At 69.8% G+C, this 16,072-nt stretch carries 12 protein-coding genes; 11 read left to right on the forward strand and 1 reads right to left on the reverse strand.

Annotated elements, in window-relative coordinates; all coding sequences use genetic code 11:
* Positions 1-165: 165 nt before the first annotated feature.
* The 11 genes from eccA to eccE all read left to right on the forward strand — a co-directional run bounded on the left by eccA (position 166) and on the right by eccE (position 14,796).
* On the forward strand, positions 166-2,016 hold the full coding sequence (gene eccA, locus G6N59_RS18600; RefSeq protein WP_407665719.1) for a type VII secretion AAA-ATPase EccA: 1,851 nt from the start codon (positions 166-168) through the stop codon (positions 2,014-2,016).
* Positions 2,013-3,614, forward strand: a complete 1,602-nt coding sequence (eccB, locus tag G6N59_RS18605) for a type VII secretion protein EccB (protein ID WP_138228285.1) — start codon at positions 2,013-2,015, stop codon at positions 3,612-3,614. Before eccA ends, eccB begins: the two co-directional genes overlap by 4 nt.
* Entirely contained in the window at positions 3,611-7,612 is a 4,002-nt protein-coding gene (gene eccCa, locus G6N59_RS18610; RefSeq protein ID WP_138228286.1) for a type VII secretion protein EccCa, read from the forward strand. Before eccB ends, eccCa begins: the two co-directional genes overlap by 4 nt.
* Positions 7,612-7,920: a PE family protein gene (locus tag G6N59_RS18615; RefSeq protein ID WP_138228287.1), complete on the forward strand. Its 309-nt coding sequence runs from the start codon at positions 7,612-7,614 to the stop codon at positions 7,918-7,920. Before eccCa ends, G6N59_RS18615 begins: the two co-directional genes overlap by 1 nt.
* Position 7,921: 1 nt before the next feature.
* Positions 7,922-9,502: a PPE family protein gene (locus tag G6N59_RS18620; protein ID WP_163911458.1), complete on the forward strand. Its 1,581-nt coding sequence runs from the start codon at positions 7,922-7,924 to the stop codon at positions 9,500-9,502.
* 68 nt (positions 9,503-9,570) lie between these two features.
* A complete protein-coding gene (locus G6N59_RS18625; protein ID WP_138228299.1) occupies positions 9,571-9,864 on the forward strand; it encodes a WXG100 family type VII secretion target in 294 nt (97 codons plus the stop codon).
* Positions 9,865-9,896: 32 nt separating this feature from the next.
* Positions 9,897-10,184, forward strand: a complete 288-nt coding sequence (locus tag G6N59_RS18630; protein WP_138228300.1) for a WXG100 family type VII secretion target — start codon at positions 9,897-9,899, stop codon at positions 10,182-10,184.
* Between the two features lie 74 nt (positions 10,185-10,258).
* Complete coding sequence (locus tag G6N59_RS18635) at positions 10,259-11,110, forward strand: ESX secretion-associated protein EspG (RefSeq protein ID WP_138228345.1); 852 nt, start codon at positions 10,259-10,261, stop codon at positions 11,108-11,110.
* Positions 11,088-12,509: a type VII secretion integral membrane protein EccD gene (gene eccD, locus G6N59_RS18640; protein WP_275938269.1), complete on the forward strand. Its 1,422-nt coding sequence runs from the start codon at positions 11,088-11,090 to the stop codon at positions 12,507-12,509. Before G6N59_RS18635 ends, eccD begins: the two co-directional genes overlap by 23 nt.
* Positions 12,509-13,888, forward strand: a complete 1,380-nt coding sequence (gene mycP / locus G6N59_RS18645) for a type VII secretion-associated serine protease mycosin (RefSeq protein WP_163911461.1) — start codon at positions 12,509-12,511, stop codon at positions 13,886-13,888. The genes eccD and mycP overlap by 1 nt, the downstream gene beginning before the upstream one ends.
* The gene (gene eccE / locus G6N59_RS18650) at positions 13,885-14,796 is read left to right on the forward strand and encodes a type VII secretion protein EccE (protein WP_138228301.1); all 912 of its coding nucleotides are present in this window, start codon (positions 13,885-13,887) and stop codon (positions 14,794-14,796) included. The genes mycP and eccE overlap by 4 nt, the downstream gene beginning before the upstream one ends.
* A gap of 29 nt (positions 14,797-14,825) precedes the next feature.
* Here eccE and G6N59_RS18655 read toward each other — a convergent pair whose 3' ends face one another.
* Complete coding sequence (locus G6N59_RS18655) at positions 14,826-16,064, reverse strand: alpha/beta hydrolase family protein (protein WP_138228302.1); 1,239 nt, start codon at positions 16,062-16,064, stop codon at positions 14,826-14,828.
* Positions 16,065-16,072: the final 8 nt, after the last annotated feature.

The following is a 16,072-nucleotide window of genomic DNA, read 5'->3' on the forward strand; positions in this document are numbered from 1 at the left end:
GCACAGTGCCCGTCTCTCGGCCCGCCGGGAACCAATCCGTCCCGGGTGCCGACTCCTTCTTAGAGCGGCTGCACGACCACGTGTCGGGCGCTCGTGCCGCCCGGAGGCGATCGCCATATGAGTGGTGGATCGACCTCCGGCGTGTCGATGACGGAAAGGACCCACGTGCGACCGAGCAGCGCGGGCAGTAACACAGTGGTCGCCGATGTTGATGCGGCGCAGCGGGCAGCACGCGTCGACCGCGACGTACTGACCCGGTTCTCCACCAGCTGTCTGGCGCTCGGCTTGAGTGTCGACGGTCGCCGTCGTCCGGCTGATCTCGATGCCGCCCTGGGCGGTTTCCTGACGCTGACGCGCATCGCCGGCGAGCACTGCGACGCCTGGACCGGTCTGGCTGCCGCGGGTGCGGCTACGCCCGACGTGGTCGAGGCGATCTGGCGGACGGTGTCCACGGCAGGTGTGCTGCAGCGCGCCCTCGACCTCGCCGATGGGGATCTGGGCTTCAGCTACGACAGTGGGCTGTATCTGCAGTTCCGGGCGGCCGACCGGGACGGATTCCAACTTGCCTATGCCGCAACGCTATCCGCCGCGGGTGCATACGAAGACGCCGATCAACTGGTCGGTGAACTGCTCGACCGCAAGCCGGGCTGGTTGCCGGCGCGTTGGGTGCGGGTGGCGATGTATCACCGCACCCGCCGCTGGTCCGATGTGGTGCGGCAGTTGACCCCGATCGTGAGCGATCCGAACCTGGACGCGTCCTACGCGCATGCCGCGCGAGTGGCGCTGGGAATCGCGCTGGCGCACCTGGGCATGTTCGCTCCGGCGCTGTCGCACCTGGAGGACCCCGAGGGACCCGTCGCCGTCGCCGCGGTCGACGGCACCTTCGTCAAGGCGCTGTCGCTGCGTGCCCAGGGCGAGGACGAGGAGGCCACCGATGTGCTGGCCGAGCTGTACGCCGCCCATCCGGACAACGCCGCTGCCGAACATGCGTTGACCGACACCAGCTTTGGCATCGACCCGACCACCGCGGCCCGCATCGAGGCCCGGCACAACCCATGGGATCCCGAGACCGAGCCCACCGAGGCCGAGTTCGTCGATCCGGATGCCAAGTCGCGCAAGGCGCATCTGCTGGTCGAGGCGGAGGCCGAGCTGGCCGAGTTCATCGGCCTGGAAGAGGTCAAGTATCAGGTGGCCCGGCTGAAAAGCTCTGTGGCCATGTCTATTCGGCGCCAAGAGCGGGGCCTGGCCGTGGCCCAGCGCACCAACCACCTGGTGTTCGCCGGCCCTCCCGGAACCGGTAAGACGACCATCGCCCGCGTGGTCGCCAAGATCTACTGCGGTCTGGGCCTGCTGCGCAAAGAGACGGTGCGCGAGGTGCATCGCGCCGACCTGATCGGCCAGCACATCGGTGAAACCGAGGCCAAGACCAACGCCATCATCGACAGTGCGCTCGACGGCGTCCTATTCCTCGACGAGGCGTACGCGTTGGTGTCCACCGGCGCCAAGAACGACTTCGGTCTGGTCGCCATCGACACCCTGCTGGCGCGCATGGAGAACGACCGCAACCGCCTGGTCGTGATCATCGCGGGCTACCGCAAGGACCTTGACATGTTCCTGGACACCAACGAAGGTCTGCGGTCACGCTTCACGCGGAGCATCGACTTCCCGTCGTACTCGGCGACCGAACTCACCGAGATCGCCATGCGGATGGCCGAAAAGCGGGACAGCGTCTTCGAATCCGCGGCGCAGGCCGAGATGCAGCAGCTGTTCGGCCACCTCGCGACGGCGACGACGCCCGACGCGGCCGGTGTCGCGCGCCGCAGCCTCGACATCGCGGGCAACGGCCGCTTCGTGCGAAATCTGGTGGAGCGCTCGGAGGAAGAACGTGAGTACCGGTTGGATCACCTTGCCGCGCACGACTTCACCGACGACGAACTCATGACGATCACCGCGGATGACGTCAGCAACTCGGCCGCGCCGTTGCTGCGTGGTCTCGGACTGGTGGTGCCCACATAGTGAGTAGTGACGATCGAAAGACCTTCAGTTCCCGTACGCCGGTGAACGAGAACCCGGAGCAGGTCCGGTACCGCCGTGGCTTTGTCACCCGTCACCAGGTGTCGGGTTGGCGATTCCTCATGCGGCGCATCGCATCTGGCGTGGCCCTGCACGACACCCGGATGCTGGTCGACCCGCTGCGGACCCAGAGTCGCTCGGTGCTGGTGGGTGGGCTGGTCCTCGTCACCGGACTCGCAGGCTGCTTCGTCTTCTCGCTGATCCGGCCCGCCGGCGTCGCGGGTAATGATGTGATCCTGGCCGACCGGGAGACCTCCGCGCTGTATGTGCGGGTGGGCGACCAACTGCACCCGGTCGTGAATCTGACCTCGGCCCGGCTCATCGCCGGACGGCCGGACAACCCGACCATGGTCCCGAGCGCCGAATTGGACAAGTTCCCGCGCGGCAGCCTCATCGGCATCCCGGGTGCCCCGGAACGAATGGTGCCCAACACTTCTCGCGACGCCGACTGGACCGTGTGCGATGCGGTCACCGGCGCCGAGGTGGGCGTCACCCTGATCACGGGCGCACTCACCGAAGGCGGCTCCCGCGCCGGCGCGCTCGGCGCGCACGACGCGGTGCTGGTCCGCAACGACGGCGTCGGCTCCGCAGGCGTGAACGGCGGCAGCTGGCTGTTGTGGAACGGCAAGCGGAGTGCGGTCGACCTGAACAACCGCGCGGTGACGGCGGCACTCGGTCTGGGCGCCAACGGAACCGCCCTGCCCGCGCCCCGGGCCATCGCCGATGGCCTGTTCAACGCAATCCCGGAGTCGGCCCCGCTGGCCGCGCCGGTGATCGCGGGCGCGGGCCAGCCGACCCCGTACCCGATGCCGGTCGCAGCACCGGTCGGTGCGGTGGTCACCGCGATCAGCACGGACGATGCGGCGGACAACGGGCACCACTCGCTCCAGTACTATGCGGTCCTCGACGATGGCCTGCAACCGATTTCGCAAGTCGTCGCGGCGATCATGCGGAACACCGACTCGTACGGACTCGAGCAGCCGCCGCGGCTGTCTGCCGACCAGGTGGCCCGCGTCCCGGTCTCCACCGCGATCAGCGCCGCGGCGTACCCGGAGCACCCGCTCACCGTCGTCGACGCCGCCAAGGCGCCGTTGACCTGCGCCCGTTGGACCAAACACGATGGCGCCACGACCAATTCGCTCACCCTGCTGTCCGGAGCGACACTGCCGCTGCCGGCGGGCGAGCACACCGTGGCGTTGGCCGGCGCCGCCGGCACCGCGCAGCGGGTGGCGGTGGCGCCGGGCACCGGATACTTCGTCCAGGCCACCGGCCAGGCCGGCACCCCGGCACTGTCCGGCTACTGGATCAGCGACACCGGTGTTCGCTACGGCATCTCCACCGAAGGCGAAGCCACCAATGCCGATCGCAAAACCCCTGCCGCGCTGGGTCTTACCGCGCCACCGCTGCCGGTGCCGTGGTCGATCCTCAGCCAGTTCGCGCCCGGCCCGACGTTGTCGCGGAGTGACGCGCTGCAAATCCCGGCGCTCGTCCCCACCAGAACCAGCCCGGCCAATGATGTCGCTGTGAGGGAGAACCCGTGAGCCGTCTGATCTTCGAAGCGCGGCGCCGCCTGCCCGTCCCGGCGACCCGCGCGAGCGTCATCACCATCGAGCCGCCGCCGGAGCTGCCGCGGCTGGTGCCGCCGTCGCTGTTGCGCCGGGTGTTGCCCTACCTGATCGTGATCCTGATCGTCGGCATGGTGGTGGCGCTGGTGGCCACCGGTATGCGCGTCATCTCGCCGCAGACGTTGTTCTTCCCGTTCGTTCTCCTGTTGGCCGCCACCGCTTTCTACCGCGGTTCGGACAACAAGACCCGGACCGAGGAGGTCGACGCCGAGCGCGCCGATTACCTCCGCTACCTGTCGGTGGTGCGCGACAACGTGCGCGCGCAGGCCGCTGAGCAGCGGGCCGCCCGCGAGTGGTCCCACCCCGCACCCGATCAGTTGGCCGCCGTCGCAGGTACCCGACGCCAGTGGGAGCGCGACCCGCACGACGCCGACTTCCTGGTGGTGCGCGCCGGGCTGCACGACGCGCGGCTGGAGACGGTGCTGCAGGTCAAGGACACCGCCGCCGAGATCGATCTGGAGCCGGTGTCGCACAGCGCATTGCGCGGACTCCTCGATGTCCAACGGACGGTCCCCGCGATTCCCGGCGGTATCGATCTGACCAAGGTCTCGCGGATCACCGTGCTCGGCGACGCCGACGAGGTGCGGGGCGCGCTGCGCGCCTGGATCGCACAAGCGGTGACCTGGCATGACCCGGCCCTACTCGGGGTCGGCCTGGCGGCGGCGGATGCCGAGGCCCTGGAATCGGAAACCTGGTCGTGGCTGAAGTGGCTGCCGCACAGCGACATTCCCGGCCAGATCGACGGCGTTGGACCGGCCCGCTACCTGGCCGCGGGCGTTCCCGAACTCGCCGGCCTGCTCTCGGGTGAACTCGCGGACCGGGAGCCGTTCGGCGCCGCCGAGACCGCACCGCTGCGGCACCTGCTGATCGTCGTGGACGACCCGCACGCCGACCTGGGCGAGCTCCTGCCGCGGGCCGGGCTGGCCGGCGTCACCGTGGTGCAGCGCGGCACCGAACAGCCGGAGTACCCGGACCCGGAGCGCCTCGTGCTGCGCGTGGCCGGCGGTCGCATCGAGCGGTGGGCAGCGGCCGGGTGGCAGTCGTACTTCGATGTCGCCGACGACTTTTCGCCGCAGGAGGCCGCGCACCTGGCGCGCGGCCTCGCACGCTGGGACTCCAACCCGAACCGGGCGCGCAGCACCGGCGGCGGGCTGGCCACGTTCGGCACCCTGCTGGGCATCCCCGATGCCGCCGCGCTCGACGTCGCCGGTCTGTGGGCGCCGCGCACCCGGGCCGACGAACTCCGGGTGCCCATCGGCGTGACCGCCACCGGTGAACCGCTGATGTTCGACCTGAAGGACGAAGCCGAAGGCGGCATGGGGCCGCACGGCCTGATGATCGGCATGACGGGCTCCGGCAAGTCGCAGACCCTGATGTCGATCCTGTTGTCGCTGTTGACGACCCACTCGGCCGAGCGTCTCATCGTCATCTACGCCGACTTCAAGGGCGAGGCCGGCGCGGACATCTTCCGGGACTTCCCGCAGGTCGTCGCCGTCATCTCGAACATGGCCGAGAAGCGCTCGCTGGCCGACCGGTTCGCGGACACCCTGCGCGGTGAGGTGGCGCGGCGGGAACAGCTGCTGATGGAGGCCGGCCGGCGGGTGCAGGGCAGCGCCTTCAACTCGGTGCTGGAGTACGAAGCTGCCAGGGAGCAGGCGGGGGAGGGCGGCATCGAATTGCCCCCGATCCCGACGCTGCTGGTGGTCGCCGACGAGTTCTCGCTGATGCTCGCCGACCATCCCGAATACGCCGAACTGTTCGACTACGTTGCCCGCAAGGGCCGCTCGTTCCGCATCCACATCCTGTTCGCATCGCAAACCCTGGACGTGGGCCGGATCAAGGACATCGACAAGAACACCTCGTACCGCATCGGTCTGAAGGTCGCGAGCCCGTCGGTCAGCCGGCAGATCATCGGAGTGGAGGACGCGTACCACATCGAGGCCGGTCCGGAACACAAGGGCGAAGGCTTCCTGGTCCCGACCCCGGGCGCGGTGCCGGTCAAGTTCCGCAGCACGTACGTGGACGGCATCTACGACCCGCCGCGTGCCGAGAAAGCCGTTGTGGTGCATGCAGTTCCGCAGCCTCAGCTGTTCCCGGCAGGCCACGTCACCCCGGCCCCCGACACCGTGATCGTCACCGACGAAACGCCGGGCCTACGTCCGCCGCGCAAGCTGGTCGCGACCATCGGGGAGCAGCTGGCGCAGTACGGCCCGCGGGCGCCGCGGCTGTGGCTGGCTCCGCTGGACGAGCCGATCGCGCTGCCGGAGCTGTTGGCGGGCACCGAGATTCCCGCCGGCCACGGCCGCTGGCCGCTGGGCGAGATCGACCGACCGTTCCAGATGCGTCGCGATCCGCTGGTTTTCGATGCCACCTCGGCGGCGGCCAACCTCGTCATCCACGGTGGGCCGAAGTCCGGGAAATCGACCGCACTGCAGACGTTCATCCTGTCGGCCGCCGCGACGCACTCGCCGCGTGCTGTCACTTTCTACTGCCTCGACTACGGCGGCGGCGGCCTGCGCTCGCTCAAGCCACTGGCTCATGTCGGCAGCGTGGCGTCGCCGCTGGAGCCGGAGCGTATCCGTCGCACCTTCGGTGAACTGGAGCAGTTGCTCGCGTCCCGCCAGGCGCGTGCCGCGGCCGGTGACGGTGGCGTGCGCGACGATGGCTACGGCGACGTCTTCCTGGTGATCGACAACCTGTACGCGTTCAGCCGGGACAACACCGACACGTTCAACACCCGTAACCCCTTGCTGGCCAAGGTGACCGAACTGGTCAACTCCGGGATGGCCTACGGCATCCACGTGGTGATCACGACGCCGAACTGGCTCGAGGTGCCGCTCGCGATGCGCGATGGCCTGGGTCTGCGGCTCGAGCTCAAGCTGGCCGACTCGCGCGACAGCAATGTGCGATCAGCAGGTACGCCCGGCGTGGCGGCCCTGTCCCGCCCCGCCGACGGCGTCCCCGCCGACCAGCCGGGCCGCGGCCTGACCATGGCGGCCGAGCACTTCTTGTTCGCCGAACCGGATCTCGCTGCGATCCCGGCCATCAACGCTCGGTATGCGGGGCAGACGGCGCCGCCCGTGCGCCTGCTGCCGACTGATCTGGCCCCGGAAACCCTTGCGCCGCTGTACCGGAACCCCGAGACGGTAGTGATCGGTCAGCGCGAACAGGACCTGGCGCCGGTCGCGGTCGACTTCTCGGCCAACCCGCTGCTGATGGTGTTCGGCGACGCCAAGTCCGGCAAGACCACGCTGCTGCGGCATCTGATCCGCACCATCCGGGACAACTCCACGCCGCAGTCGGTGGCGTTCACCGTGATCGACCGCAGGCTGCACCTGGTGGACGAACCGTTGTTCGCGGACAACGAGTACACCCCGAACGTCGACCGCGTCACCCCGGCCATGCTCGGGCTGGCGGCACTGCTCGAGAAGCGCAGGCCCCCAGCGGGTCTGTCGGCCGCGGAACTGAGTGGGTGGACCTACCGGAACGGACAGGGCAACCACATCCACTACCTGATCATCGACGACGTCGACCAAATCCCGGATGCGCCCGCCGTCAGTGGTCCGTTCGTCGGCCAGCGGCCGTGGACGGCACTGCTGGGGTTGCTCTCCCAGGCCGCCGAACTGGGGCTGCGGGTGATCGTCACCGCGCGCGCCGCCGGCTCCGCCCACGCGGTGATGACGGCCCCGCTGCTGCGCAGGCTGAGTGAGCTGCAGGCCACCACCGTCATGCTGTCCGGCAACCCGCAGGACAGCGGTCGCATCCGCGGCCACCGGTTCAACCGCTTGCCCGCCGGTCGCGCCATGGTGCTCGGCGACAGCGATGAAGCCACGTACGTCCAGTTGATCAATCCGCTGGTGGCCGAACCGGTTCCGGGCCGGGCCACCGCACCACAACGAGGGGAGTTCCACTGATGACCTTGCGCGTCGTTCCCGAAGGACTGACCGCAGCCGGTGCCGCCGTCGAGGCGCTCACCGCTCGGCTCGCCGCCGCCCATGCCGCGGCCGCTCCCGCGGTCACGGCGGTGATCCCGCCCGCCGCGGATCCCGTATCGCTGCAAACAGCGATCAGCCTGAGCGCACACGGTGCCGAACACGAGGCCGTCGCGGCTCAGGGCGTGACCGAACTCGGCCGTGCCGGAGGCGGTGTCACCGAAGCCGGCATCAGCTACGCGACGGGCGATGCCGGAGCCGCCGCCACCTACGTGACAGTCCTCGGCTGAGATGACCGCCCCCGTGGGGACAGGCCTGCCGACCGGCCCAATCTGGGCGGCGCTGCCGCCCGAAGTCCATTCGACGCTGCTGTCCAGTGGACCCGGTCCGGGCCCGCTGCTGGCCGCGGCGGCTGCCTGGCAGTCGCTGAGCGCCGAATATGCCTCGGCCGCAGCTGAACTCACCGGGCTGTTGGGTGAGGTCCAGGCCGGGGCCTGGGAGGGCCCGAGCGCCGAGCAGTACCTCGCGTCGCACGCGCCGTATCTCACCTGGCTGGCCCAGGCCAGCGCCGACAGCGCCGCCAACGCCGCGCTGCACGAGACCGCCGCCGCGGCCTACAGCACGGCCCTGGCCGCGATGCCGACGTTGCCCGAATTGGCGCTCAACCACGTGGTGAACGCGGCCCTGGTCGCGACGAACTTCTTCGGTATCAACACCATTCCGATCGCACTGAACGAGGCCGACTACGCGCGCATGTGGTTGCAGGCCGCGACCATCATGGGTACGTACCAGGCGGTGTCGGGCGCGGCGGTGGCGGCGACTCCGGCGACCACGCCGGCGCCGATGATGCTGGCGGTCGGCGTCGGCGAGGCCGGTACTGCCACGGCCGGTGCCACGCAGGCGGGTGCCCAGTTGCAGGCGGCGGACGCCGGCACGTCGCTCGACTCGTCGAACGCGATCACCGACTACCTGTACAACTACATCAAGACGCTGCCCGGCGGCGACCTGATCTGGAAGTTTCTGCAGGACCCGCTGGGTCAGATCCGGCAGATGTTCTTCGACTTCCTGACCAATCCCTCGGAAGCGTTGACCACCTGGGGCCCGCTGCTTTTCGCGCTGGGCTATCAGGCGTTCTTCCAGCCCGTCGGCTGGACCACGTGGGGAGTGGGGCTGACCGCGCCGCTGTGGGGTCCGGCCCTGATCGCCGTCGGTCTGTCCAGCCTGGGTCTCCTGGCATTGCTGGAGCCGGACTTCGTACCGGAACCCGAACTCGCCGAGGCGTTCCCACCGCCCCCGCAGTTGCAGGCCGCCGATCACCCGTTGCCGGTGGTCAGCGTCGCCCCGACGGTGCCGGCCACCCCGGCGAGCCCGGCGAGCGCGCCTGCGCCAGCGCCGACTTCGGTCGCAGCTCCCGCGCCGGCGCCCCCCGCGCCGATGATGGCGTACGCGGTGGCCGTCGACGACCCGGGCGGCGGTTTCACGCCGACGCTGCGGGACGGCGCCACGGCGCCGGCGCCCGCATCCGGCATCGCGGCCGCAGCCGCCGCGGCGGCCGCAGCCGCCGCCACCGAGCGGCGTCGCGCACGTCGTCGTCGCGCGGCCAAGGAGCGCGGCGTCCGCGACGAGTACATGGACATGAACTCCGAGGTGGATCCCGATTTCGGGGACGACTTCGAGGCGGACCGGGCCCCGCGCACCGACGTTCTGGCCTCGGCCCGCGGTGCCGGGCCGATCGGTTTCACCGGCACGGTGACCCGTCAGGACCAGCCGGCCACCGGCCTGAACCGGTTGACCGGCAACGGATTCGGGAGCGGCGCCACCGAACCCATGCTGCCCGGCAGCTGGGGATCGGAAGGCGGTGCCAACCGCTGAACCTGTCCATGTGAACCAAAACGCTTGACCACCAACAGAAATCCGGAAGAACCCCGAGAGGAATCACCATGAGCATGCTCGACGCACACATCCCCCAGCTGGTCGCTTCCGAGTCGGCCTTCTCGGCCAAGGCCGCACTGATGCGCAGCACCATTGCCCAGGCCGAACAGGCCGCGCAGTCCGCCCAGGGTTTCCACCAGGGTGACTCGGCCGTCGCGTTCCAGGCTGCCCACGTCCGCTTCATGGAGGTTGCCGCCAAGGTCAACGGCCTGCTCGACATCGCGCAGGTCAACCTGGGTGATGCCGCCGGCACCTACGTCGCGCAGGACACCGCCGCGGCCGGCACGTACACCTCCGTCTAGCCAGCGCCCCCACTTCGAAGCGAGGAAACCCCATGTCCCAGATCATGTACAACTACCCGGCGATGCTGGCTCACTCCGGCGAGATGACCGCGTATGCCGGTGCCCTGCATGCCGTCGGTCTCGACATCGCCAGCGAGCAGGCGGCCCTGGCCGGCGCCTGGCAGGGCGACACCGGAACCAGCTACCAGGCGTGGCAGGCCCAGTGGAACACCGCCATGGAAGAGCTCGTGCACGCCTACCGGGCGATGGCGAGCACCCACGAGACCAACACGCTGTCGATGAGCGCCCGCGACGGCGCCGAAGGCGCCAAGTGGGTTTAGGGCCAAAGGTTTCGGCGCGTTCCGTATCGCTCAGCGGTACGGAACACGCCGAGACCCCGGTCTCCGCGGTCGAACTGACCGCGGAGCAAGCCTGGTTCCTCGCGGACCGTCTCGGCGCCGGGGGCTTTCCGTGGGTGCTGGCGATCACCCAGCCCTACAGCGAGCCGTCGGCCAAGGCAGCGTTCGACGCGGACCAGGTCACCGCGCTGACGCGGATGGGGGTGCTGTCCGCTGACGGCGCCGTGCATCCCGCTGTCGCGCACTGGATTCGGGCTGTGTGCCGGCCCCGGCGCTGGCTCGAACTGCGATGGGTCTCCGGATCCGGCGCCATGCTGCGCGGGATTCTCGCCCGCCGCGGCGACGTGACGGTGGCGGTCCTGCGCAGCGAGCACCTGCTGACCTGTACCGAACTGACCGTTGCATCGCCGGATGCGCTGGTGCCGGTGCTCACGGCAGGGCTGTCCGGCCGGCCGCCGGCGCGGTTCGGCGAGTTCGCCTTGCCCGCCCACATCGGGGCCAAAGCTGACGAACGACTGCGCCGCGGGGAGTCGCTGGACGACGTGATGGACCACCTCGGCATCCCGCCGAGTGCGCACGCCGTCGTGCGCGCCGCGTTCGCGCCCGGCCGCAGCTACGTGGAGATCGTCGCGGGCGATCACCGTGACGGCCACCGGATCACCACCGATGTCGGCGTCAGCATCGTGGACACCACCGCCGGACGCGTTGTCGTGGCACCGGTGAAAGCCGCTGACGGCACCTGGATTTCAACTTTCGCCCCGGGCACCGACCTCGCCGTCACCGCTGCAGTGCAGCGACTGACCGCGACCCTGCCCGACGGTCCCTGGTTCCCCACGGCGAACCTGACCCGAGACTTCGAGATTTCGACTGGAGAACGGAAAGAACATGTCCCCCAACACGTCTGGTAGTACCGCGATGCCGATTGTGCGGGTCGCGGTGCTCGCCGCAGGCGACGAGCAGGGTGGTCGCGGGCGACTCACCGACGTCGCCCTGCCGACCGGCCTGCCGCTGCGCGAGATCGTGCCCGCGGTGCGGCGCATCATCGGAGTCAACGGGGCACCCGATGCCGCCACCGGCGCTGAGCTGTCTCTGGCTCCGCTCGGCGGCGCCACCTACAGCCTCGAAGCGACGTTGGACACCGTCGGCGTCGTCGATGGTGACCTGCTGGCGTTGCAACCGGTGCCTGCGGGTCCGCCGGCGCCTCGCATTGTCGAAGACATCGCCGATGCCGCCGCGATCTTCTCCGCAGCGCGCGAAAACCCATGGGGCAATCCGCATATCCGTCGCTTCGCGGCGGGGGGCATCGTCGCCCTCGCGGTGCTCGCCACTGCGCTGGCGACGCTGGTGCGAGTACACACAGGCCAGCCGGCCGGCCTGTTCACTGTTGTGGGCGTGGCGGTACTGACCGTCGCGGCCGCCTTGTTGACCCGGCCCGCCATGCCGCGGCTGGCGACGGCGCTGAGCCTGACGGCGTTGCTTCCCGTCGGCGCGGCCTTCGTCTTGGCCGTCCCCGGTCCGTCCGGTCCGGCCGGATTGCTGCTCGGCGCGGCGGCGATCGCGGCCTGGTCGATCGTCAGCATCACCGTCGGTGGACAAGCCATCGCGGCCTTCACCGCGACGACAGTCCTCGGCATCGCCGGCATGATCGTCGGTGGCGCCGCGTCGGTCTGGCAGCTCAGCAGCTCCGTGATCGGCGCTGTGCTGATCGTTTTCGCGCTGCTCGTCATGGTCCAGGCCGCACAGCTGTCGACGCTGTGGGCCCGGTTCCCGGTGCCGAACATCCCGGCGCCGGGTGATCCGACACCGTCGGCGTTGCCGCTGTCCGTGCTGGCTGATCTGCCGCGCCGGGTCCGCGTGTGCGACGCGCACCAGACCGGGTTCCTCGCAGGTGCCGTGCTGACCATCACGGCAGGGTCGGTGGTTCTCGTGGCGGGGACGCACCCGTCGCCGTGGGCCTGGTATGTGGTGGTGGCCGCCGCCCTCGCGACCGCGCTGCGGGCCCGGATCTGGGACTCGGTGCCGTGCAAGGTGTGGCTGCTGAGCCAGCCGTACCTGGTTGCGGCCGTGCTGCTTACGGTGTTCACCGCCGGCGGCCAGTACTCCGACGCGTGGTGGTCGCTGGGCGTACTCGCGGTGCTCGTGGCAGTCGGCGTGGTGGCCGCACTGAACCCTCAGATGGCCGACCCGCAGACCTATTCGCTGCCGATGCGTCGACTGGTCGGCTTCGCGGCCACCGCGTTGGACGCGTCACTGATCCCGGTGCTGGCCTACCTGGTGGGTCTGTTCGCCTGGGTCATCAACCGGTGATGATGGCCATCCGGCGCGGAACCACCGTCCTGGCAGTCGCTTTCGTTGCCACCGCCGCAATGGGGCCGTCGGCGCTGGCGCCGACCGCCGGTGCCGTGGTGCCGCCGCACGTCGACGAGCACGCGACGCCGCCGTCGGGCAGCGTCGGCCCCGTCGCAGCGATGGGCCAGCGCGGAGAGTGCGTCACGGCCGGCGTCCTGCCCGGCACCGATCCGGGCGCACCCGGCCCGGGCCATGCCCTGCTGAACGTGCCGGGCGCCTGGGCTTTCAGCCGCGGTGAGGGACAGACGGTGGCGGTCATCGACACCGGCGTGCACCCCGGTCCGCGGCTACCCAATGTCCAGGCCGGCGGTGATTTCGTGGAAAACACTGATGGGCTTACCGATTGCGACGGCCACGGCACCCTGGTCGCAGGATTGATCGCCGGGCAACCCGGCGCGGACGGCTTCTCCGGCGTCGCACCGGGTGCGCGGATTCTCGCGATCCGCCAGACCTCCGAGCGGTATGCGCCGCGCGGCAACGGGGGAGACCCGGCCGCGGCGCACGCCACCATCGAGGTCGCGACGCTTGCCCGGGCCGTGGTGCACGCTGCGGATCTGGGCGCCAAGGTCATCGCCGTCACGGCGGCCACCTGCCTGCCCGCTGATCGACCCGTCGATCAGACCGAACTGGGTGCGGCGCTGAAATACGCTGTGCAGGAGAAGGATGCGGTGATCGTCGCCGCGGCCGGCAATGATCGGGCCGGTCTGGCGGGTGGCCCTTCGTGCGAGGCGAACCCTCTGGACAACGCCGGGAATGCGGCCGACCCGCGCAACTGGGCCGGCGTCAAGTCTGTGTCGATCCCGTCCTGGTGGCAGCCGTACGTACTGTCGGTAGCGTCGCTGGACACGGCTGGACAGCCGTCGGACTTCACCACACCCGGCCCGTGGGTCGGCATCGCGGCACCGGGGGAGAACATCGCGTCGACCGGAGTCAGTGGTCTGGCCAACGCGTTGCCCAACGAGCGCGGCGATCTGTTCCCCTTGCGCAGCAGCAGCTACGCCGCGGCGTATGTCGCCGGCGTTGCGGCGTTGGTGCGCAGTCGTTTTCCCGCGCTCAACGCCGCTGACGTGACGCGCCGGCTCACCGCCACCGCGCACGGTGCCGCGCGCATGCCGTCGAACCTGGTGGGCGCCGGCGTCGTCGACCCGGTGGCCGCACTGACCTGGGATCTGCCGGCGACGGATGCGGCACCGAAAGCCGTGTCTGTTGCGATGCCGCCCGAGCCGGCCCCGAAAGACACCACGCCCCGGACCATCGCGTTCGCCGGTGCGGCAGTGCTGGCGATCGCCGCACTGATCGCCCTGGTCGCGTACCGCAGAAAGGACGGCGCCCGATGACGGCCCGAATCACGTTGGCATTGCTGGCGATCATCCCGGCAACCATGACGTACCCGTGGCACACGACGCCACAGAAGTGGATCCTGGGCGTCGCGGTTGCGGTCGTGCTGCTGGTGTTCGCCTGGTGGCGGGGGATGTTCCTGACCACCATGGTGGCTCGCCGGGTCGCGGTGTGGCGCCGGAACCGGCGTGGCACGCCGCCGGCTGCGGCTGATCAGGTCACCGTGGTGCTGGAAGCCGATGAATTCCCTTACCACGCATTGCCTCTCGTCGCGTCGTACGTGGACCGCTATGGCGTCCGGTGTGATTCGGTGCGGGTCACCGAACGTCGCCTCGACGACATGCGCCGCGCGTGGGTCAGCGTGACGGTGGCGGCGGCGTCGAACATTGCCGCGCTGCAGGCACGGTCGTCGGACCTGCCGCTCGCGGACACGGCGGAGAAGGTGGCCCGACGACTGGGTGATCAGTTGCGTGAGGCCGGTGTGTCCGTCGGCGTCACCGAGGCGGCACCCGCACTCGTCGCACCTGATGCCCGCGAGAGCTGGCGGGCGGTCCGTGACGGGGACGGTTACCTGACGGCCTATGGACTGCCCGCCGATCAGCGCCTGCCGGAATGCCTGGCTGCTCTGTCATCGACGACGGAACTGTGCACAGTGCTCGAATTCTCGCCGGGGGCAACCATTTCCGCGGCCTGCGCGGTCCGCACCGCGAACGCACCCGCCGCGGCCGCCGTCGCGGGCTTGGCGCGCGAGTCCGGTCGGCAGGGGCAGTTGCTGGCGGCGATGGCCCCGTCGTCGGCCGGTCGTCTCGGGACGCGCACCGGCGCACTGACCGCCGAACTGCTCGCGGAACTGGCTGTGCACGACACGGGTACTACGGCCGCGGTTCAGTCTGCGGTTGGGGCGTAGAGGTTCGAATAGGCGCCTCGACCGCGGGATCAACGCGAGGTCGATGCCCGGTCAGCCGGATACTCACTGCCGTCGAACATGAACGGGCTCATGAACTTGGTCATCCGGCGCAGGTAGTCGGGCTGGCTGACGTGCAGGATGTGGTTGCCCGGGAACCAGTGGAACGCGCAGCGATCCCAGTGTTCCCAGAGTATTTCGGCCTGCTGTGGCGGCGCCAGGCGGTCGCCCAGGCCGGCGATGATCAGCCGCCGGTCCTCGGGTACCAACGGCGCGTAGTTCAGCGGCGAGTGATAGCGGCCGGCCGCCGAGACCAGTTCCTCGTCGGTACCCGCCAACCTGTTGCCCAGCCGGACGAGCAGGTTGGCCGGGAACCATTCGTCGACCGTCCGGTCCGGCGTCACCACCGGCACGTTCGGGATCACGGCCTGGATCCGGTCGTCCACGGACGCGATGAGTGCTGAGGTATAGCCGCCCAACGACATCCCGGTCAACGCGATGCGATCGACGCCCGTGTGCTCCAGATGGTCGAGGACGGAACGGAAGTCGTGCACGGCTTGCGCCATGGCCTCGGCGAAGCCGGGGATGCCGTCCATGAAGAAGCCGTAGCCGCTGTACGGAGAGTTCTTCTCGGCCCGGGGTCCGTGGAACGGCAGGGTGTAGAGCAACACGTCGTAGCCGGACCGGAAGAACCACGGCAGCGAGAAGAACAGGCCGTTGAACAGGTACGGCGAGCCCATGAACCCGTGGATCACACACAGCGTGGGGTGCGGACCGTCGTCGTGCTGCCAGTGTTGGGCGTGCACCACGTTGTTGCGCGCGTAGCTGCGGCGCCGGTCGCGGATGCCCGGATAGACGGCCTCGAAGCTGCTCTGGAAGGAGATGTTCCGCACCCGGCCACGGGCGACCCGCTCCGCCACGACACTTGCGGAACGGCTCACCACGCGCGGCAATTCCGCCGGAGCCGGGAAGCACTGCCCGGGGTCCTTCGTCGCGGCGAGTTCGGCGTAGAACCGCAGGGCGTCAGGGTCGTCGCCGGCACGGTCTCGTATCGCGGCGGCAGCCATGCGCGGAATCATGCCGGCGCCGATCACGGAGGCCAGGGCCGTGCGGAGTCCCAGGTCGGCCACCGCGGAGGAGTCGACGATCAATTTCTGCTGCCAGGTGAGGTCGGCGCGGCGCGGCAACCCTCGGGCGGTACTGTCAGCGCCCGGGACGTCGGGCACCGGCAATGGCAGGGCGAATGCATCGCCGGGTGGCGTACTGGTCACGGCCGATG

This window comes from Mycolicibacterium aubagnense (genome assembly GCF_010730955.1).
Classification (GTDB): domain Bacteria; phylum Actinomycetota; class Actinomycetes; order Mycobacteriales; family Mycobacteriaceae; genus Mycobacterium; species Mycobacterium aubagnense.